We start from the raw sequence: 22,206 nt of genomic DNA on the forward strand, positions 1-22,206 counted from the left end.
AAAATTCTTTCTATGTACACATTGCCAAAAATTGAGCGCTTCAATCAAAATGTACTTTCAAAGTATCATATTTATAACAGTGTGTTTATCACTTTACCTTTTGATGCTATCGATAATACAGGTGTTTTATTGCCCTTGTTTTCCGAAGTGTGTGATAATGGTTTTAAAAATAATTGGTCACCAAAACAAATCGTAGATTTCTTTTCTTCAAAGTATTTAGACAACGCTTCAGAAGAACAAAAAATCGATTTAATGTTTCGTTTTATACAATATGTAGAGCGGCAAATTGTGCTTTTTGATGCTATTGAAGATGCTGCATTTCCGGTAGTGAATAATATGGAAGGAAGAGGTTCATTGCGTGATATTAAAGAAAAATCAGAAGCCAAAGACAAACGAGATGAATTGATTGATTTTTTGGAAAACTTCAATGTTAGAACAGTACTTACTGCACATCCAACGCAATTTTATCCCGGTTCAGTGTTAGGAATTATCACCGATTTAACAGATGCTATTCGCGAAAATAATTTAATAAAAATTAAAAAATTATTGGCACAATTGGGCAAAACACCTTTTATAAAAAAAGAAAAACCCAATCCGTTTGATGAAGCGGTTAGTTTGATATGGTATCTCGAAAATGTGTTTTATCAAACCATAGGAGAGATGATGCAATACTTACAGAAAAATATTTTTGAAGGCAACCTTATTGAAAATCCTATTATCAATTTAGGATTTTGGCCTGGTGGTGATAGAGACGGAAATCCTTTCGTAACTCCCGAAATTACTGAAAAAGTAGCTAGTAGATTACGCACGTCTGTGCTCAAATGTTATTATTTTGATATCAGAAGTCTAAAACGAAAATTGACTTTTAATGAAGTAGACACGATTATTGCTAACTTGGAATACAAGTTGTATCGCTCTGTTTTTTATTCGCAAGGCGAATTGTTTATCACCTTGGAGGAATTAAAAAATGAACTCCATAAAGTTAGAGAAATCATTATCAACGAGCATCAGTCTTTATATCTTGATGAGATTAATTTAGTACTTCAAAAAATATATCAATTTGGTTTTCACTTTGCGTCTTTAGATATTCGCCAAAATAGTAAAATACACAGTCAGGTTTTTGATGATATTATTGCCTTTCTGAAAAGAGAAAAATCGGTGTACTTTCCTGATGACTATGAAAGTTTACCCGAAACAGAAAAAATGGATGTTTTGGCACAACTTCATTTTGATTTGAAAACCCACTTCTTTGAAAATGAAATTACACGTTCTACACTGGAAACCATCAGTTTGATGAAAGCCATTCAAGAGAGTAATGGTGAAAAAGCCTGTAACCGCTATATCATCAGTAACAACGAAAGTGCTTTGGATGTTATGGAAACCTTTGCCATGTTCCGATTATTAGATTGGGAAAACCCAACGGTTGATATTGTTCCCTTGTTTGAATCGGTTGACGATTTACAAAATGCCTATGAAATCATGGAACAGTTGTATAAAAATCCAACGTATCGAAATCATTTAAGACAACGAAAAGACAAGCAAACCGTGATGCTCGGTTTTTCTGACGGAACAAAAGATGGCGGTTACTTGATGGCAAACTGGAGTATTTTTAAAGCCAAAGAAATGATTACCAAAATTTCAAGAGCATATGATATTAAAGTCATTTTCTTTGATGGTCGCGGCGGACCACCAGCTCGTGGTGGCGGAAAAACACACAAGTTTTATGCCTCGTTGGGTTCTACAATTGAAAACCAAGAAATACAAGTAACGGTGCAAGGACAAACTATTAGTTCCAATTTTGGCACACAAGATTCATGTCGTTATAATTTAGAAAATCTATTGAGCGCTGGCGTTGCCAATGAAATTTTTAATAAAGACGAGAATAATCTATCAGAAACTGAAAAAGAAATTATAGATACCTTGGCTACTTTAGGGTACGAAAAATATACCAATTTCAAAAACCATCCTAAATTTTTGCCCTATTTGGAGCAAATGAGTACACTGAAATATTACTCAAAAACCAATATTGGAAGCCGACCATCCAAACGAAACACCGACGGAAAATTAAATTTTTCCGATTTGCGGGCCATTCCATTTGTGAGTTCGTGGAGTCAACTGAAACAAAATGTTCCTGGTTTTTTTGGAGTAGGTACAGCATTGAAGTATTTTGAAGCGAACAACCGCTGGGAAGAAGTTCAAAACCTTTATGATAATTCTTTATTCTTCCGAACCTTGTTGGAAAACAGTATGATGTCATTAGCAAAATGCTTTTTCCCTTTGACTGCCTATATGAAAGACGATGCGGTTTTTGGCGATTTTTGGCAAATTATATACGATGAATTTTTAGAAACCAAACGGCTTCTGCTAAAAATAGCAGGACATTACGAACTCATGCAAAATTATCCCGACGGAAAAGCCTCTATCGCGATGCGAGAACAAATTGTGATGCCTTTATTGACCATTCAACAATATGCTTCCTCACAAATCAAAGCCTTGCAAGAAGGAAAAAAAGGAAACGAAAAATTAATTGCCGTATATGAAAAATTAGTAACGCGCTCGTTATTTGGAAATACGAATGCCAGTAGAAACTCGGCTTAAATTATAAAACCATTACAAGTACAACCTGATTGTCGTGACTTATTTATTTGTTTAAGTTCTAGTAATCGGGTTCTTTTTATTGAGTGTTGCTTTCTCTGTATCTAGTTAGGTGTTTTCTGTATCAAGTACTGAAATCTCGTTATTGAGTTCAGAGTTCTCTGCAATTAGTTCAGCGTTCTCTGTATTAAGTTCAAAGTTCTATGTATCGGGTTCAGAGTTCTCTGCATTGAGTTCAGAGTTCGCTGCAATGAGTTCAGCGTTCTCTGAATTGAGTTCAGTGTTCTCTGAATTGAGTTTCGAGTTCTAAGTATTGAGTTCAGAGTTTTATTTATAAAATGTGGAGTTCATAACATTGAGCGAGAACATTTTAGGGCATTTTTTTATCTTCGGAGCAGCTATAGTATTCTTTTTAGGCTTTTTTTGCTATTTTTGATGGAATAGTGCTATTTTTATATATTTGAAATAAGTAAAAAGTAGGACGATTTTTAGATTTATTTGTCCGTTTTTGGGTGTATAGTCGCTACTTTACGGCGACTATATACAAGTTATACGCAAATTTACTACAACAGAACTTTTAAAATTATGAAATGGATTTTTCTCTTATTTGTTCCTTTATTTGCTTTTTCACAAGACGATAGTTTTAATGGCATAAAAAAGCTCTCCAAAGAGAGATTAGAAATTGTTATAAATGATAGTATTCAAAAAATGCAATCACTTGATTTATATAATTTCCTTTTATTCATAGAGGAAGAAAAGTTAGCAAATGTAAATGATTACAATGCTCAGTTAATCGAAAAAATGGCAACTTCAAAATGGCCAATTGACTTACACTTCTTATCAAAAATCCTAATAGAGCAAAAAACTGATAAGTTTATAATTGAAAGCATTTTGGAAAAGAAAAGAAATGTGTGGGAATTAAATTCTAATTGGTCTTCAAAATTTTGGAAAATGATTAACGATTACAAACTAAATATTTTACCTAGTCCAATTTACACAAAGGAACAAATTGCAAAGACAATAGATGCATTTATAAAAGAAAATAAATTAGGAATAAATCCAATGCTTGAGCTAAATGGTGATCAACTTACAGAATATGAAGAAGGCAAATTAAATGAATTTCTATTTAAATACAATATTATTAGTATAGCATTTGTCTCAAAAGAGGATTGTCCAAAAATTTATGGTTACAGAGGTAGAGATGGAATGCTGATTGTAAGAACAAAATAAAACCCGATAGCCCAAATTTTCAATCCGTGCCAACAAACATAATTCAACGGCAAACTATATTATATTCGTAAAAAAAAGTGGCTACGTTTTGCCCAAAATATTAAAAAAGCAAACAAAAACAATGAAACCATCCCAATTACAACCTACAGAATTTGCTCCTTATCAACAATCTTATATCAATTTAGTCTCTGATGAATACACACTAGTGGAAGAATTAGAAATCTCGGTGCATCGATTAGTGAAATTCGTTAGGGAAATTCCCATGGATAAATTTGATTATCGGTATGCGGAAGGAAAATGGACAATCAAGGATATTATTTTGCACTTAATTGATGCCGAACGAATTTTTACCTATAGAGCTTTGCGATTCGCTCGAAACGATAAAACCGAATTGCCAGGTTTTCACGAAAATAATTATGTAGCCGAAGCCAATGCTAATAAAAGAAGCATTCAGGATTTATTGACGGAATTATTGGTAGTTAGACAATCCACGTTGTCGTTATTCAAATCTTTTTCAGAAGAACAATTACTGAGAATTGGAACTGCTTCAAATAACCCAATGTCAGTAAGAGCTTTGGGTTTTGTTATCATTGGACATCAAAATCATCATCAAAAGATTTTTCAAGAAAGATATTTGTAATATTAACCGCAAATTCGCAAATTTTAATTCATAGTTAAGAATAAAATTTGCGAATTTGCGGTAAAAAAGGGATATAACTAGTTATTCTTCGTCGTCGTCGTCTAAATTATTATCCGAAACATCATAGTCGTCATCATCCTCCTCGTCACCATCGTCATCAGAACCGCCATTATCTTTTAATAAATCAACTTCTTCGTCGTCTTCATCGGCTGTAATCGCGTCTTCATCATCGTCTAGTCCTTTTATTGGAACTATAGGTTCTAATACAGCATCTAGGTCTTCTTCTTCATCAAATTTTTCCATTCGGCTAGCCAATTTAGTGCTCACTTTTACCAAATAAATGGTATCTTCTGTTCGCACTTCAACTGCTTCAATCAATTCGTTTTGAGCATTTCTAAAACGAATGATGTCGCTGTCATCATAACCTTCAGGAAATTTGTCGACTAATAAATTAAGAATGTCTCCAGTAAGTTTGGCATAGTCTACGATAATTCTTCTCATAAAAAAAACTTTTATAAATCTAATAAGTAAGCAAATAGTAAGGGTGCAACAATAGTTGCGTCTGATTCAATGATAAATTTGGGCGTATGAATATCAAGTTTTCCCCATGTAATTTTTTCGTTAGGCACTGCTCCTGAATAGGAACCATAACTGGTGGTTGAGTCAGAAATTTGACAAAAGTAACTCCAAAACGGCACATCATGCATTTCCATATCTTGATATAACATAGGAACCACACAAATAGGGAAATCACCAGCAATTCCGCCACCTACTTGGAAGAAACCAAGTCCTTTTCCAGTGGAATTTTTTGGATACCAATCAGCTAACCACATCATGTATTCAATACCACTTTTCATCGTGTGTGGTTTGAAAGTGCCTTTGATGCAATAGGAAGCAAAGATATTTCCCATAGTACTGTCTTCCCAACCTGGAACTACAATAGGTAAATTTTTCTCTGCTGCGGCAACCATCCAAGAGTCTTTCGGGTCAATTTCATAGTATTGTTTCAACACACCCGAATTGATCATTTGATACATGAACTCATGTGGGAAATAACGCTCGCCTTTTGAGTCAGCATTATACCAAATATCGTATAAATGGGATTGTAATCGTCTAAAAGCTTCTTCTTCAGGAATACAAGTGTCCGTAACTCTGTTATAGTGGTTTTCCAATAAATCCCATTCTTCTTGTGGCGATAAATCTCTGTAGTTTGGCACTCTTTTATAGGAGTTGTGCGCTACCAGGTTCATAATATCTTCTTCAAGATTGGCGCCAGTACACGAGATGATATGCACTTTGTCTTGTCGTATCATTTCGGCTAATGATTTTCCGAGTTCGGCCGTACTCATCGCACCAGCCAAAGTGATCATCATTTTCCCGTTTTCTAACAAATGCTGCTCATATCCTTTTGCTGCATCAACAAGTGCTGCTGCATTAAAATGAAGGTAATTTTTTTCTATAAATTGACTTATCGGTCCTTTGCTCATGTTGTTTTATTATGTCTTTTCGACGGTTCAAAGAAAAACTTTTTTTCTAAACCATCAAACAGTTTTACTAATTTAAAAATATTATAAATACCAATTAAAACGTTGTTTAAAATAGCTAGTTATTTTTTGTATAACCTAGTATTTTCAATACATCATCAGAATTTTGCTGTTCAGAAAAAACTTCTGTTCCAATAATGCCATTTTCGTCTCTATCAATCAAGATATGTTTGGGTTGTGGAATTAAACAGTGGTGTAATCCACCAAAACCGCCAATGGTTTCTTGATAAGCGCCAGTATTGAAAAAACCAATGTATAAAGGTTTTTCTTTGTTGTATTTTGGCAAATAAACGGCATTCATGTTTTGTTCTGAGTTGTAGTAATCGTCACTATCACAGGTCATTCCGCCAAGTAATACGCGTTCGTATGTGTCATTCCAGCGGTTAATGGCCATCATTACAAAACGTTTGTTAATTGCCCAAGTATCTGGTAAAGTGGTAATAAACGAACTATCAATCATGTTCCATTTTTCTCTATCGTTCTGTTGTTTTTGATACAACACTTGATAAATAGCGCCACCGCTTTCGCCCACTGTAAATGAACCAAATTCGGTAAAAAGATGCGGCACATCTACTTCAGCTTCGTCACAAGCAATTTTCACTTGATTGACAATTTCATCAATCATATATTGATAATCATACTCAAATGCCAATGAATTTTTAATGGGAAAACCACCACCAATATTTAAGCTATCTAGTGTTGGACATTCTTTTTTCAATGCCACATATACTTTAATACATTTTACAAGTTCGTTCCAATAGTAAGCAGTATCCATTATACCTGTATTGATGAAAAAGTGAAGCATTTTTAGTTCCACTTGTTTGTTTTCAAGTATCTGCTTTCTGTAAAAAGGAACAATATTTTTATAACCAATACCCAGTCTGGAGGTATAAAATTCAAATTTTGGCTCTTCTTCCGCTGCAATTCGAATTCCAATTTTAAATTTCCCGTTGATTGATTCTTGCAATAAATCGAGTTCTTCAAAATTATCAATTATAGGAATGGTTTTGTTGTGACCATTGTTGATAAGGCGAGCAATGTTTTCAATGTATTGTTCTCTCTTAAAACCATTGCAAATCACATAAGTGTTTTTATTGATTTTTCCTTGCACCATCAAATTTTCCACAATATTGATATCGAATGCTGAAGACGTTTCGATGTGAATATTGTTTTTAAAAGCTTCATCCATAATGAAACTGAAGTGGGAACTTTTGGTACAGTAACAATAGTAATATTTTGCTTCGTACTTGTTTTTCTCCATTGCTTTTCTAAACCATCCTTTTGCTTTATTGATGTTGTTAGAAATTTGTGGTAAATAAGTAAATTTTAAAGGTGTGCCATATTGCTCCACCAATTTCATCAAATCGATATTGTGAAATTGAAGGTTATCTTTATTTAAAGTAAATTCTTCTTGTGGAAAATAAAACGTTTGGTTTATTAAGTCGAAATATCTTGTATTCATTGAGTTTGTGTAATTGAAGATTAATTAATAATGTGACTAAGAAATCTTGAATTCAAACCCTAATATTAGCGTAAATGATTGGAAGTTTTTCTTGAAACAAAAAAGTGAAGGGAACAAACAAGGTTAAGAAATCAAATTTTTGAGGCAAAAACAAGATTGTAAATAGGCGGTATTTTCCACCGCTTTCTTTCCTATAACAGTTGTTATTAATAGAGTTAACACTTTTTTTCATTAGGGCAAATGTAGAAAATAAAATTTGCGTAAAGCAACAATTCTAGTGAAAAAATTATTAAGAATTATAATCTAAAAAAGATTTCGTAATCAAATCATTATCAGCTTTTTGATTTATTTTAATAGCGCCAATTCCATCAAGTAGCGCAAACTGTATTTTTCCGTATTCATTTTTTTTGTCATGAATGAGTAAATCTATAATCGGTTGTAAATCATTTTCGTCAAAAAAGACTCTATCAAATATTGAAGTTATTACTTCTTTAATTTCGTTATAATCAGTTTCTGACAAGAGATTGGTTTGCCAGGAAATAAAACTTTCCATTATCATACCAATAGCAATGGCCTCGCCATGTAACAAGGTTTTTTTATCTTCATTTTCTAGACAATAACTTTCAATAGCGTGACCTAAAGTGTGTCCAAAGTTTAATGCTTTTCGAATGCCATTTTCAGTAGGATCTTGTAGCACAATATTGTTTTTTATTTCAATAGAGCGATGAACTAGTCCATCAAAATCGGCAAAATCGGTTTTACTCAAATCTTTAAACGCTGACCAATAAGCAGCATCAGCAATTAATCCATGTTTGAGCATTTCTGCTAAACCTGATCGCATTTCGTTTTGTGGCAACGTGTTGAGGTAATCCGTATCGACAAGTACTAATTTTGGCACGCTTATTACTCCAATTTGATTTTTTAAATTGCCCAAATCAACACCATTTTTTCCACCAATTGACGCATCAACCATCGCTAATAATGAGGTTGGAATATTAATAAAATCAACGCCGCGTTTAAAAGTAGAAGCTACAAATCCGCCGATATCCGTAATTACACCGCCACCAAGATTGATTAAAACACTTTTTCTATCAGCACCAAGGTCGGTTAGTATTGACCAAATTTCTACACATGTTGTAATATTCTTTTCGCTTTCACCTGCTTCAATTTCAATGATTTCGATATTTTTTTCTGTAGCAAGAAAAGATAAAAAACGCAACAAACACTTTTCATTGGTATTGCTATCAACCAAAATGAAAATCGACGAGTAGTTGTATTCGTTTAAATGCTTATTGAGTATTTCATAACCATTTTCGTTGAAATATATCTCGTAACCGTTGGCCTGAATGGTTTGCATTGTGCTTTATTTTTTTTGCAAAATAAGTCATTTTTTAGTTTTGATTAACAAATGGTTCGATTTATTTGACTACTTTTGTTTAATATTTGAATTTATAAGTTAAACAGAATTGCATGCAACCAGACAAAAGTAAAATACTAGACGAACAAGCTGTCGATAGAATTATTGAAATGGCTTGGGAAGACAGAACACCTTTTGATGCCATTGAGTTTCAATTTGGTTTGAAAGAAGCCGATGTGAAAGCTTTAATGAAAAAAGAATTAAAATTTAGTAGTTATAAGTTGTGGCGTGAACGTGTAGAAAATTGTAAAACCAAGCACCGCGCAAAAAGAGTAGAAGGCATTGACCGCTTTAAATGTAAATTGCAACGAAACATCTCCAATAATAAAATTTCTAAACGATAAAAATAGTTACTAGTATAATGGAAAATAAAAAACCCGATAATATTGTTTACTCCGAAGATAAAGGGTACAATGCCAGCTTTTTGCCTTATGCAACAAGTGTTGGTGCACCAATAATTAAAGTTGATGATATTGTTTCGTGGAAAAGTCGAGGAATAACTAATGTTAACAAAGAATTTGAAAACAAGTTCAACGAGCTCAAAAATCAATACCAAAAATTGATGGAAGAATACGAGTGGAATGAACTAGTATATAGTGCCAAATTTGCATTCGAACCGGTAATTGGAGAGATTTATCATTTGTATGCTGGTGAAGACGGCGTCAACTTTCTCTCGTTAATTGGTCCAAATGAATGGAACAAAGAATATCTGGGAACATTTAAATTAAACAGCGATAAAAAATGGATTGCGCTCCATCAAAAAGAAACCAGTTTTTTTTAAAAATTCAATCTTCCTTTTTTGCCCCTTATTTTTACCATTATTTATGACAAAATTTATTACTTCTGACGATATTTTAGCAATGGACAAGCAAACACGCGTCCATTTTATTAATAGCTTAAGCGGATTTAAAAGCGTTGCTCTCGTGGGAACCAAAGCTAAAAATGGCAATACAAACCTAGCCATATTTAGTTCTCTGGTTCACATTGGCGCAAATCCACCGTTAGTAGGTTTGATTTTTCGTCCAAGTCCTCCAGAACGTGATACTATGCGAAATATGATTGAGACGGGATTTTATACCGTTAATCACATCAATGAAAATATTTATAAAGCGGCACATCAAACTTCGGCTAAATACGACAAAAACGTTTCTGAATTTGAAATAACTGGTTTGACAGCCGAATATAAAAATAATTTTTTTGCTCCTTTTGTGGCTGAAAGCACCATTCAAATAGGTATTGAGTTCAAAGAAAAGATTGACATTCAAATTAATAATACTACCTTAATTATCGGAGAAATTACTCAAATTTATGTTCCAGACGATTGCGTGAAATTGGATGGTTTTATTGATTTAGAAAAAGCAAATACAATCACTTGTTCTGGTTTAGATAGCTATCATAAAACAGTTCAATTGGACCGATTGAGTTATGCAAAACCCGATAAACTGCTAACTTCACTCTTGTAGTTTTGGAAAAAAAAGCCATCAACATTGTTTGGTTCAAACGTGATTTGCGCTTTACAGATCATGAACCACTTTTTTTGGCACAGCAAGATAAATTACCCACACTTTTAGTTTATTTTTTTGAACCATCAGTGATGAATTATGACGACTCGGATGTGCGTCATTGGCGTTTTGTTTATGAGTCGTTACAAGCCATGCAAACTAAGCTGCATGATGTTTCAGCGACCGTTTATTTTTTTCACAACGAAGTTCGCCCTGTTTTTGAGGAAATACTAACTATTTATGATGTAAAAACTATCTTTTCGCATCAAGAAATTGGTAACAAAGTGACTTATGATAGAGACATAGCGATGCAATCCTTTTTTGATGAGCATAACATAGTGTGGAAACAATCCCAAATGCATGGTGTAATACGTAAATTAAAATCAAGGAAAGATTGGGACAAACGTTGGGAACAAGTGATGCGTGCTGAGCCAAAAATGATTGATTTGAACATATTACAATTTGAAAAATTAGAGGATGATTTTTACAGGAAACTGAAAGGCACTGAACTTCCAGAAACAATTACCATACGAAACGAAAACTTCCAACAAGGCGGCGAATATTGGGCTTGGCGTTACCTTGACAGTTTTGCCAAAGAACGTCATGTGAATTATAGTAAACACATTTCTAAACCAGAGTTAAGTAGAAAAGGCTGTAGTCGTTTATCTCCTTATTTGACTTATGGAAATATCAGTATGCGGATGATTTATCAATATACTAATCAGTTTTATGAATCGTCACCCAATAAAAGAGCGATGCTCAATTTCGTTTCCCGCTTGCATTGGCATTGTCATTTTATTCAAAAATTTGAAGATGAATGCCGCATGGAATTTGAAAATGTTAACCGCGCTTATGATGGTTTAGTAAAACCAAAAAATGAAGCTTACATCAAAGCGTGGCAAGAAGGAAAAACAGGTGTGCCTATTGTCGATGCCTGTATGCGATGTTTGGTGCAAACAGGTTACATCAACTTCAGAATGCGAGCGATGGTTGTATCATTTTTCACGTTCAATTTGTGGCAAGATTGGCGCGAATTACATTTTTTGGCGCGTCAATTTCTCGATTACGAACCCGGAATACATTATCCTCAAATTCAAATGCAATCGGGAACGACTGGAATTAATACCATCAGAATTTACAATCCGATAAAAAACTCCGAAGACCACGACAGCGACGGGATTTTTATCAAAAAATGGGTACCAGAATTGGCTAATATTCCCGTGCATTTAATTCACGAACCTTGGAAACTAGGATTGATTGATCAGCAGCTTTATGGTTGCGAAATAGGTAAAGATTATCCGCATCCGATTGTAGATATTGAAGAAACGCGAAAAAGAGCCAGTGATATTGTTTGGAGTTTTAGAAAAAAGGATGAGGTAAAAGACGAAGGAAAACGTATTTTAAAAAAGCATGTAACCAATCCAAACTCGGGATTGAGAAATAGAACCTCCAAAAAGAAAGCGAAATGAGTGTTTTTTTAAAAGCTAGTTGGGAAAATATTGTCATGGCAAACTATGAAATTGAGCCCGAAATTTTATCTAAATACCTGCCAAGTGGTGTCGAACTTGATTTATATAACGGTAAGGCTTTTGTTAGTTTGGTAGGATTTATGTTCAAAAACACTACCATTTTCAATATTCCGATATATAAATTTGGCACTTTCGAGGAAATCAATTTACGCTTTTACGTTTATAGAAAAGTGGGTAACGAAATCCGTCGCGGTTGTGTTTTTATCAACGAAACAGTTCCCTATAAAGTCGTGGCTTGGCTGGCAAATGCTTTATATAAAGAACATTACACCACGATTGCTACTAAACATTATTGGAACATAAAAGATACCAAAAAAGAGATTAAGTACGAATGGCTGGTCGATAAAAAATGGAATTCGATTGACTTAACAGCAAGAACGGAGGCAAAAACGATGGAAGATAACAGTTTTGAGCAATTTATTTTCGAACATTATTATGGTTACACCAAAGTAAATACTATTGTGACCGAAGAATATAAAATAGCGCATCCCAGTTGGAAAATTAACGAAATTTCTAGTGCCACGATAGACTGTGATTTTCAAAAAATGTATGGAAACGATTTTGCTGTTTTAGACAAAACGAAACCCACTAGCATATTTTTAGCTGAAGGTTCTGCGATTGCCATCAACTGGAAAAGAAATAAAATATAAGATGAAAGGCGTAAAAAAGCAAAATCTTCCCAGCAAGATGTGCGTCGTTTGTAACCGACCTTTTTCGTGGCGCAAAAAATGGGAGAAAGTATGGGATGATGTGAAATATTGCAGCGATAAGTGCAGGATGAATAAGTAGTTAGTGAAGAGTAATTAGTGAATAGTAAATAGTTGTTACTTTATAATTTAATGCATGGTCATACCTTCTTGGGTTTAAATAAAATATAAAAATGTCAAAAACACTCCGATTAATTCTTGGCGATCAATTAAATAGTAACCATTCTTGGTTTCAAACATTTGATGACTCTGTGACCTATGTTTTGATGGAAATCAGAACCGAAACGGATTATGCAAGCCATCATATTCAAAAAATAGTAGGTTTTTTTGCTGCCATGCAATCATTTGCCGCAGCGTTAAAATCAAATGGACATCAAGTGATTTACATACATCTTAATGATGAAAACAATAGGCAGTCGTTTGATAAAAACGTTGAAAATCTGATTGCAGTCCACAGTTTCACGCATTTTGAATACCAATCACCTGATGAATACAGAGTGGAGGAACATTTAAAAAATTTTTGCCAGCATATTGCCGTTAGTACTAAGGTAATTGATTCGGAGCATTTTTATACATCACGTGGCGAATTAGGTGCTTTTTTTGCGGGTAAAAAAACATTTTTACTGGAAAGTTTTTATCGCGCGTTACGAAAAAAACACCACGTTTTAATGGATGGCGATCAACCGCTAACAGGTCAATGGAATTATGACGGTGAAAATCGAAAAAAACTTCCCAAAGACCATAAGCCTATCGCACCTTTAGTTTTTAATAATGATGTCACAAATATTGTGAATGAAGTTAAAAAAACCAATGTGAAAACCATCGGAACTATTGAGGCGAAAAATTTTGTTTGGCCAATTACCAGAGAACAATCGTTGCAATTATTAGACTTTTTTGCTACAGAATGTTTGCATTTATTTGGAAGTTATCAAGATGCGATGACACCCAATGAATGGTCTTTATATCATGCACGAGTTTCCTTTTCAATGAATATAAAAATGATTTCTCCCAAAGAGGTTATTGAACGATGTATTGAAGAATGGAAAAACCGTCCCGCTGAAATTGAATTTAATCAACTCGAAGGTTTTGTACGACAAATAATCGGTTGGCGCGAATATATGCGTGGTATTTATTGGCTAAAAATGCCCGAATATGAAACACTTAATTTTTTCAATAATCAAGAAAAATTACCCGATTGGTTTTGGACGGGAAAAACAAAAATGAATTGTTTGCGAGATGCCATTACACAATCGCTAGATTATGCCTATGCCCATCATATTCAACGATTAATGATTACAGGAAATTTTGCGCTTTTGGCCGGAATTCATCCTGATGAGGTAGATGCTTGGTATTTAGGAATTTATATCGATGCTATTCAATGGGTTGAAATCACTAATACTCGTGGCATGAGCCAGTTTGCTGATGGTGGTATTGTTGGTACAAAACCCTATGTAAGTTCAGCATCATACATTGATAAAATGAGCCATTACTGCGGTTCTTGCTTTTACAAAAAGGCAGTAAAAGTAGGAGATAAAGCCTGTCCTTTCAATAGTTTGTATTGGAATTTTTACGATAGAAACGAAGATAAATTAGGAAAAAATCCACGCGTCGGAATGATGTATAACGTGTGGAGGAAAATGAATCCCGAGGATAAAGTAGCTACATTACAACAAGCGGATTATTATTTAAAAAATATAAATGAGTTATAAGTTCAAATTGTAAAGATTAGCAAGTTTACATGAGAAGAACTAAAAATGAATATATAAAATTATGAAGAATGCTATAGTTTGGTTTAAAACCGATTTACGATTACACGACAATGAAACACTGGTAAAAGCGATTGCTCAAAATGATCAAATCATTCCTGTCTACTGTTTTGACGACGCTCATTTTGAAGAAACCAGTTATGGCTTCAAAAAAACGGGCAATTTTAGAGCACAATTTATTTTGGAAGCGGTAGCTGATTTAGATAAAAATCTACGCGAATTAGGCTCGGGTTTGATAGTTTTAAAAGGCAAACCTGAAGTCGAAATTCCAAAATTAGTGAGTTTACATAAAGTAAATAAAGTATATGCAAAACGAGAAGTAGCCTACGAAGAAAAGCAAACGGACGCCCAATTGCAAGCCGAACTTTTTAAAGTAAAATGCGAATTTGAAACGTTTAGCACTAGCACATTATATCATGCACAAGACTTGCCTTTTTCTATAAAAGATATTCCCGACGTATTCAGTAATTTCAGAAAAAAAGTAGAAAAAGACTCTTCAATAAGAACTGTTTTTGATAGACCACAATCCATCAAATCCCCTGAAATACCAGCTGTAGTACTGCCAACATTGGAGGAACTTGGCTTGTCATTTTCAAAAATAGATAAAAGAGCAGCTATTACTTTTGTAGGTGGAGAAACCGTTGCAATGCAAAGAATGAATCATTATTTTGCAGAAACCAAGGCGATATCAAAATATAAAGAAACGCGCAACGGTTTGATAGGCGCTGACTATTCCTCAAAGTTTTCGGCGTGGTTGTCATTAGGTTGTTTGTCGCCCAAAGAAATTTATTTCGAACTAAAAAAATACGAACTACAATTTGGTGCCAATGAGTCGACGTATTGGTTGGTTTTTGAATTATTGTGGCGAGATTATTTTAGATTTATGATGAAAAAATATTCGAATAAGTTTTTTCAACAAAGTGGAATACAAGACAAAGGGATAACGGTAAACAAACATAATATTAAACAGTTGGAGCAGTGGATTAATGGCGAAACTGGCGTAGATTTTGTAGATGCTAATATGATAGAGTTAAAGCTAACTGGGTTCATGAGCAATAGAGGAAGACAGAATGTGGCCAGTTATTTGTGTAACGATTTGCGATTAGATTGGCGCTATGGTGCGGCTTATTTCGAGCAACAGTTAATTGATTATGACGTCTCTAGTAATTGGGGAAATTGGGCATATCTTGCTGGCGTAGGCAATGATCCTCGAGGCAATCGCTATTTTAATATAGACAAGCAAGCCAATGATTATGACCGGGATAAATCGTACCGAAAATTGTGGCTAGCCGAGTAGAATTTATAGTAAAAACTCCTTTATCTTTGTGTTTTTAGTATAGCAATGGAAAAATTTTTTAACGATACACAAGTGGCTTTTGCCCTGAAGAGCGACACCGAATTAGACAGAGCCTATTTTTTATTCAAAATGATAGCCAATGAACCGTTAGTCCGAATAGGAACGGCAGTCACTAACTTTGCACTCAAAGCACATTTGCCGGTTGAAGGATTAATTAGAGCATCGGTTTTTGACCATTTCTGTGGCGGTGTTAATGAAGATGATTGCTTGAAAGTGGTAGACAAAATGTTTACCAAAGGCGTTTCTTCGGTACTAGACTACTCTGTAGAAGGAAAAGAAGAGGAAGATCAGTTTGATGCGGCATTAGAAATGACACTAAAAACGGTTGAATTTGCAAGAGAAAGAAAAGCCATTCCATTTGCTGTATTTAAACCTACAGGCTTAGGTCGATTTTATTTATACGAAAAAATAGGAGAGAAGCAACCACTGACTATTGAAGAGCAACAAGAATGGAGTCGTGTTGTCAATAGATTTGAATTAATTTGTAAAACGGCCTACGAAAAAGATGTGGCATTATTGATTGATGGTGAAGAAAGCTGGATGCAAGACGCAGCGGACCAATTGGTTACAGACATGATGCGAAAATACAATAAAGAGAAAGCTATTGTGTTCAATACGTTACAATTATACCGTTGGGATAGATTGGATTACCTGAAAAAGTTACACGAGCAAGCAAAAGAAGAAGGGTTTTTTATTGGTATGAAACTCGTACGCGGGGCTTATATGGAAAAAGAAAATAAAAGAGCCGAGGAAAAGGGATATCCAACACCAATTTGCGAAAGCAAAGAAGCCACCGATGTAAATTTTGATCAAACAGTAGCCTACATGATGAAACATTTGGACAGAATGGCCATCTTTGCAGGCACACACAATGAAGAAAGCTCTTATAAATTAATAGAACTCATGCAAAAAAATAACATAGCTAAAAACGATAACCGAATTTGGTTCGGGCAATTATATGGCATGAGTGACAATATCAGTTTTAATTTGGCTGCACAGGGTTATAATGTGGCAAAATATTTACCATTCGGACCTGTTCGCGATGTGATGCCCTATTTAATTCGTCGTGCCGAAGAGAACACTTCAGTAGCGGGCCAAACCAGTAGGGAATTAAATCTCTTAAAAACGGAAAGAAAAAGAAGAAAAAACTAGTAGCTACAGAACCTCAATTTTTTGAGGTTTTTTTATTTCAACACAAGTATAATTTTTTTTTCGCTATCAAAAAAAGACAGCAGTAGCTTACTGATGTTTAATGTTTTATGTTTATATTGCTCCAATATTTCGACCTAATTTAATTGCAAAAAAGAATTTATAATGAATTGTAAATCAATACTTAAAAATATTTTCATAGTATCATTTTTGTTTAATATGATACAGATACAATCACAGAATTTACTCGTTAATGGTAATTTTGAGACAGGGACTGTTTTTGGTTTCTTTTCAAATGGAGCAGGTTATGTAAGGATTTTTCCACCGTTTACGGGAACTACTGCGCCAGGAAATTGGGCTTTTACAAATAATCCGCAATTGATGAATACCGCGAGTTTTGTGGCTAGCGGCGATCACACCACGGGAAGTGGATTAATGCTTGTCTTTGATGGAAATACAACAGGAGGACAACAAAATTTTTGGGAAGCAGGAAATGGTGGTGGTGGAGTTTGCGGATTAACGGTTGGCGCAACCTATACTTTTAGTTATTGGATAAGGTCTGTTTTTGGACCCGTATCTGGTGCGCCAACTCGAGCAGACATTAGAGCGGATATTTTAAATGCATCTGCGGTAACTTTAATTTCTGGGGCAACATTGGCGCCGCTTACGGCCAGTGGTTGGCAAAGAGTTGCTTATACTTTCATACCAAATAGTGCTTGTGTAAATATTAAGTTATATAATAATAATACAGGTTTTGATGGCAACGATTTCGCAATCGATGACATGTCTGTTACAGCTGCGCCACTACCATTGGCGATATCAGTCGCGTCTACAAATATAACTTGTCCTAATGCTAACAATGGTTCTATCGTGGTTAGTGGTGTTAATGGTGTTGTGCCCTATACAAATTATACCATATCAGGTGCCGCATCGCAATCGAATACTACAGGAATTTTTACAGGATTGGCTCCAGGGACTTACTCAGTTTCAGTAACAGATAGTAACACGCCACCCGCAGTAGTAAGTCAATCTAATATTGTTATTACCCAACCTGCAAACTTGACAGTTAGTGCAATACCATCAACAATTTGTTCAGGAGCATCAACAACTTTATCAGTTAGTGGAAGCGCAAATCCCTACAGTTGGACTGCATCACCAGCCGACCCTTCAATAACAAATCCTATAAGTCCGTCGCTAACGGTAAACCCAACGCAAACAACCACGTATACAGCATCTTCAACTTCTGGAAGTCCTGCACAATTGATTACTAATGGAAATTTTTCTGCTGGCAATACGGGTTTCAACTCTGATTATCAGTTTTTAACGGTTACCATTCCCGCTGGAGCACAACGAACTTATGGTATTGTGACCAATTCAAACGCATGGTTTCCGGGCTTTGCTTCATGTACGGCAAATGGCGGAACTGGAAATATGATGGTGGTTGATGGATCTAATTTAAACGCGGGTAATGATAGAGTGTGGTTTCAAACCATCCCCGTTGTTCCCGGTCAAAATTATACCTTCAGTTATTGGATACAAACAGTCGCTACGCCCAATCCAGCCAACATTGATGTGGTAATTAACGGCACTTCTATCGGAACCGCTTTGGCTCCAGCCACTTCTTGTAATTGGGTGCAAAGAAGTTACGTATGGAATTCTGGTGCGAGTAGTACCGCACAAATAGTGATGTTTAATAGAACAACTTCTTCCGCCGGTAATGATTTTGCATTAGATGATATTTCGTTTACAACCACGGCAGTTTGTAACTTGTCCAATTCGGTTACAATCACCGTTAATCCTTCTTTAGCACCTACCATTTCCTGTGGTACCGCTACAGCAAATGCGGTTACATTTAATTGGAATGCAGTTACGGGAGCTACAAACTATGCCATTTTATATTCTATCAATAATGGTCCTAATGTCAATGCAGGAACAGTAACAGGGACTTCTTTTACGGTAAACGCATTAAGTCCAGGTGACTCAGTTAGGATAGATGTAATTCCCGGTGGAACTGGCGTCGGGGCTTGTTTTACCGCTGCTTCTCAAACGTGTGTTACTACTGTAACAGTTTGTCCAGTTCCAGTAGTAGCCGTTACGCAACAACCCACGTGTGCGGTACCAACAGGAACTATTGTGTTTACAAGTCCTATTAATTCAGGTCCGTTACCAACGCCAGGAGAATTATTTATATCAGAGGTGACAGATGAAAGCACTGGGTCATTATCCTATGTGGAAATCTTTAACGGAACTGGCGCACCCGTAAACTTGAGTAATTATAAATTAAAAGTATACAATAACGGCAACACATTTATTTCACCAAATTGTGACATAACGCTCTCAGGAACATTAAATAATAATGATGTGTATGTAGTTGCCTTAGGCGATGTAGTGAATCAAGGTGGCGTTATTCCTGATTTAGTGGTGGCCAATTGTGGTGGTTTTAACACCGATGATAACGTTCGTCTCGCTACCAGTGCCGATGTGATTTTTGATTTATGGGGAAGAACCGATGGGGTTGACTTTACGCCATCAAACCAAGCAGGTTATACGTATAGAAGATTACAAACGGCTCCAAAACCAAGTTTAATTTGGAATCCAGCAGATTGGACAGCCATCGATCCTCAGGATTACACTAATATGGGTACTTATACTTATGCAACAACAAACTATCAGTACAGTATCAACGGAACGAACTATCAAGTAAACCCAGTGTTTACAGGATTAGCGCCAGGCACTTATAATGTTACGGTGCGTGATTTGGTTTCGGGTTGTATTTCAACGCCAATTCCCTTAGTCGTTAATCCTATTCCAGCCATTGCAGCGCCAACAGTAAACCCAATTTCCTATTGTTTAAATGCGGCTGCCGTGCCATTAACAGCAACGCCAATAGCGGGTGGAACCTTAAATTGGTATGGAACCAATGCTACAGGAGGAACAGCAACGGCAACAGCGCCAACGCCATCTACTACAACATTGGGCACAACCACGTTCTACGTGAGCCAAACAGTAGGAGGTTGCGAAAGTCCTAGAGCACCAATTGTAGTAACTATTTCAAACCAAGCACCAAGTCAGCCACCACAACTCTTCTGTGATGTAGCCAATTCAACGCCTAACAGTGTTGCGTTTGATTTTAACAACATTGGCCAAACTAATTTTACATACAGTTACTCCATAGATGGTGGACCAGTGGTTTCTGGGATTCATGTTTCGCCATCCAATTTCACAGTGCCCAATGTACTACCAGGTCAAACAGTAACTTTTACACTCACCTGGAATGGAGTTTGTGCGCCTACATTAACAGCTTCTACTTTAGTGCCTACCTTTACGCAATTGGGTCCTTTTTGTCAGGGCCAAGAGGTTCCTGTATTGCCAACCACATCGCTCAACGGCAGAACTGGAACATGGTCTCCTGCAGTAATCAATCCAAATACAACGACTACTTATATTTTTACGCCTAATGCTGGCCAGTGTGCCTCTCGCGCATCGATGACCATTGTGATAAATCCGAACACCACGCCAACCTTTAATCCTGTGGCTCCAATTTGTAGCGGACAACCTTTGACTGCATTGCCAACTAATTCATTAAATGGAATATCGGGAACTTGGTCGCCGGCTTTGAATAATACCGCGACAACTACTTATACTTTTACACCAAGTACAGGGAATTGTGGCACAACAACAACCTTAACAATAACAGTTAACCCAAATGTTGCGCCTACCTTTAATCCAGTAGCTCCAATTTGTGCTGGACAAACCTTGACTGCATTGCCAACTACTTCGTTAAACGGAATAACAGGAACATGGTCGCCAGCTTTAAATAATACGGCCACCACTACTTATACTTTTACACCAACAGCGGGACAATGTGCTACGACAGCTACCTTAACTATTACGGTTAATCCAAACGTTACGCCAACATTCAATGCAGTGGCGCCAATATGTTCGGGACAAACCTTAAGTCCTTTGCCCATCACTTCGTTAAATGGGATAACAGGAACGTGGTCGCCAGCATTAAATAATACGGCAACAACCACCTATACTTTTACACCATCATCGGGACAATGCAGTCCTACGGCAACGTTAACGATTACAGTGAATCCAAATGTTACCCCAACATTTAATGCGGTAGCGCCAATTTGCGCGGGACAAACATTGACCGCATTGCCAACAACTTCTTTAAACGGAATAGCAGGAACATGGTCACCAGCCCTAAATAATACGACAACCACTACTTATATCTTCACGCCCAATACAGGCCAATGTGGTTTGACTACTACGTTACAAATTGTTGTAAATCCAAATATCATTCCAACTTTTACCCCTGTTGCGCCTACTTGTGCGGGTTCAGTTATTGCACCATTACCAACCACTGCATTAAATGGAATTACCGGAACATGGTCACCAGCAATCAATAATACGGCTACGACCACCTATACTTTTACACCAACTGCGGGACAATGTGCCACGACAGCTACTTTGGGGATTACCATTTTGCAGCAAGTTACACCAACATTTAGCCCTATTCTTCCGATATGTACGGGAGGAACTTTAAATCCATTACCAACTACTTCTTTAAACGGAATTACGGGAACATGGTCACCGGCTTTAAGTACTACAGCTACCACAACTTATACATTTACGCCCAATAGTAACCAATGTGCAAATACAACTACGCTTCAAATTGTAGTGGTTCCACAAATTAATCCTGCGATTGCTATTGTGGAGTCTTGTAATGCCAATTCAGTGACGGTAACTAATCCTGTGGGTCCCAATTTTGAATATTCATTAGATGGTGCACCTTATCAAACTACTCCTGTTTTTGTTAACCTCTCTGCGGGTAATCATTTTATAACAGTGCGTCAAACAATAGCGAATTGTATTTCCAATCCTATAAATTTTGTAATTAATCCAGTAGTTAATGATGTAGTTGTCAACCCAAACCCGCAACCACTTCGTGAATGCGATGCCAACAATGATGAATTTGCAGACTTTGATTTAACGCAGGCTATCAATGGGATTACTGGGGGAACGCCTTATACGGTGACATTCCACGAAACGCTGACAGACGCTACTATTGACGGAACATTTATTCCAAATCCTACCAGTTATTTAAATATAAATAATGTAACACAAATAATTTATGTGAGAGTGGAGTCCAGTGTAACAAGTTGTTTTGAAGTAGTCCAACTCCAACTAATCGTTGACCCGACACCCGAAGCCACGACCCCATCGCCTTATGCTTTGTGTGATTACACCGGTATTGCGGGCTTTGAGACCTTTGATTTAACCACTACCATCCCAGAAATAC

General features: G+C 36.0%; 17 protein-coding genes. 13 read left to right on the plus strand and 4 right to left on the minus strand.

Annotated elements, in window-relative coordinates:
* The first annotated feature begins 12 nt into the window (after positions 1-12).
* From WFZ85_RS10105 to WFZ85_RS10115, 3 genes are all read left to right on the plus strand, one after another.
* Positions 13-2,598 carry a phosphoenolpyruvate carboxylase gene (locus WFZ85_RS10105; RefSeq protein WP_342696175.1) on the plus strand — a complete coding sequence of 862 codons (2,586 nt, stop codon included), beginning with the start codon at positions 13-15 and terminating at the stop codon, positions 2,596-2,598.
* Between the two features lie 582 nt (positions 2,599-3,180).
* Positions 3,181-3,825 carry a hypothetical protein gene (locus WFZ85_RS10110; protein ID WP_342696176.1) on the plus strand — a complete coding sequence of 215 codons (645 nt, stop codon included), beginning with the start codon at positions 3,181-3,183 and terminating at the stop codon, positions 3,823-3,825.
* Positions 3,826-3,946: 121 nt separating this feature from the next.
* The gene (locus WFZ85_RS10115; protein WP_342696177.1) at positions 3,947-4,465 is read left to right on the plus strand and encodes a DinB family protein; all 519 of its coding nucleotides are present in this window, start codon (positions 3,947-3,949) and stop codon (positions 4,463-4,465) included.
* Positions 4,466-4,546: 81 nt separating this feature from the next.
* On the opposite strand, the gene WFZ85_RS10120 is transcribed toward WFZ85_RS10115, so the two are convergent.
* The 4 genes from WFZ85_RS10120 to aroB form a co-directional block, all read right to left on the minus strand.
* Positions 4,547-4,966, minus strand: a complete 420-nt coding sequence (locus tag WFZ85_RS10120) for a DNA primase (protein ID WP_342696178.1) — start codon at positions 4,964-4,966, stop codon at positions 4,547-4,549.
* Positions 4,967-4,977: 11 nt separating this feature from the next.
* Positions 4,978-5,952, minus strand: coding sequence for a deoxyhypusine synthase family protein (locus WFZ85_RS10125; RefSeq protein WP_342696179.1), 975 nt, complete (start codon positions 5,950-5,952; stop codon positions 4,978-4,980).
* A 115-nt stretch (positions 5,953-6,067) separates the two neighbouring features.
* Positions 6,068-7,471, minus strand: coding sequence for an arginine decarboxylase (locus WFZ85_RS10130; RefSeq protein ID WP_342696180.1), 1,404 nt, complete (start codon positions 7,469-7,471; stop codon positions 6,068-6,070).
* A gap of 289 nt (positions 7,472-7,760) precedes the next feature.
* Positions 7,761-8,828, minus strand: a complete 1,068-nt coding sequence (gene aroB, locus WFZ85_RS10135; RefSeq protein WP_342696181.1) for a 3-dehydroquinate synthase — start codon at positions 8,826-8,828, stop codon at positions 7,761-7,763.
* Positions 8,829-8,941: 113 nt separating this feature from the next.
* Here aroB and WFZ85_RS10140 point away from each other — a divergent pair, with 113 nt between their 5' ends.
* From WFZ85_RS10140 to WFZ85_RS10185, 10 genes are all read left to right on the plus strand, one after another.
* Positions 8,942-9,232: a TIGR03643 family protein gene (locus WFZ85_RS10140; protein WP_342696182.1), complete on the plus strand. Its 291-nt coding sequence runs from the start codon at positions 8,942-8,944 to the stop codon at positions 9,230-9,232.
* A 17-nt stretch (positions 9,233-9,249) separates the two neighbouring features.
* Positions 9,250-9,669 (plus strand): DUF2452 domain-containing protein, encoded by a 420-nt coding sequence (locus WFZ85_RS10145; RefSeq protein ID WP_342696183.1) that lies wholly within the window; start codon positions 9,250-9,252, stop codon positions 9,667-9,669.
* Between the two features lie 43 nt (positions 9,670-9,712).
* Positions 9,713-10,351: a flavin reductase family protein gene (locus tag WFZ85_RS10150; RefSeq protein WP_342696184.1), complete on the plus strand. Its 639-nt coding sequence runs from the start codon at positions 9,713-9,715 to the stop codon at positions 10,349-10,351.
* Positions 10,352-10,353: 2 nt separating this feature from the next.
* On the plus strand, positions 10,354-11,859 hold the full coding sequence (locus tag WFZ85_RS10155) for a cryptochrome/deoxyribodipyrimidine photo-lyase family protein (protein WP_342696185.1): 1,506 nt from the start codon (positions 10,354-10,356) through the stop codon (positions 11,857-11,859).
* Positions 11,856-12,569: a YqjF family protein gene (locus WFZ85_RS10160; RefSeq protein ID WP_342696186.1), complete on the plus strand. Its 714-nt coding sequence runs from the start codon at positions 11,856-11,858 to the stop codon at positions 12,567-12,569. Before WFZ85_RS10155 ends, WFZ85_RS10160 begins: the two co-directional genes overlap by 4 nt.
* A 1-nt stretch (position 12,570) precedes the next feature.
* Positions 12,571-12,708 carry a DUF2256 domain-containing protein gene (locus WFZ85_RS10165; RefSeq protein WP_342696187.1) on the plus strand — a complete coding sequence of 46 codons (138 nt, stop codon included), beginning with the start codon at positions 12,571-12,573 and terminating at the stop codon, positions 12,706-12,708.
* Positions 12,709-12,799: 91 nt separating this feature from the next.
* A complete protein-coding gene (locus WFZ85_RS10170; protein ID WP_342696188.1) occupies positions 12,800-14,335 on the plus strand; it encodes a cryptochrome/photolyase family protein in 1,536 nt (511 codons plus the stop codon).
* Between the two features lie 61 nt (positions 14,336-14,396).
* Positions 14,397-15,689, plus strand: coding sequence for a DASH family cryptochrome (locus tag WFZ85_RS10175; RefSeq protein WP_342696189.1), 1,293 nt, complete (start codon positions 14,397-14,399; stop codon positions 15,687-15,689).
* A gap of 45 nt (positions 15,690-15,734) precedes the next feature.
* On the plus strand, positions 15,735-16,901 hold the full coding sequence (locus WFZ85_RS10180) for a proline dehydrogenase family protein (RefSeq protein ID WP_342696190.1): 1,167 nt from the start codon (positions 15,735-15,737) through the stop codon (positions 16,899-16,901).
* Positions 16,902-17,117: 216 nt separating this feature from the next.
* Positions 17,118-22,206: lamin tail domain-containing protein (locus WFZ85_RS10185; protein WP_342696191.1), on the plus strand; the 5,089-nt coding region annotated here is incomplete at its 3' end.

Source organism: Flavobacterium aureirubrum, assembly GCF_038739835.1.
Classification (GTDB): domain Bacteria; phylum Bacteroidota; class Bacteroidia; order Flavobacteriales; family Flavobacteriaceae; genus Flavobacterium; species Flavobacterium aureirubrum.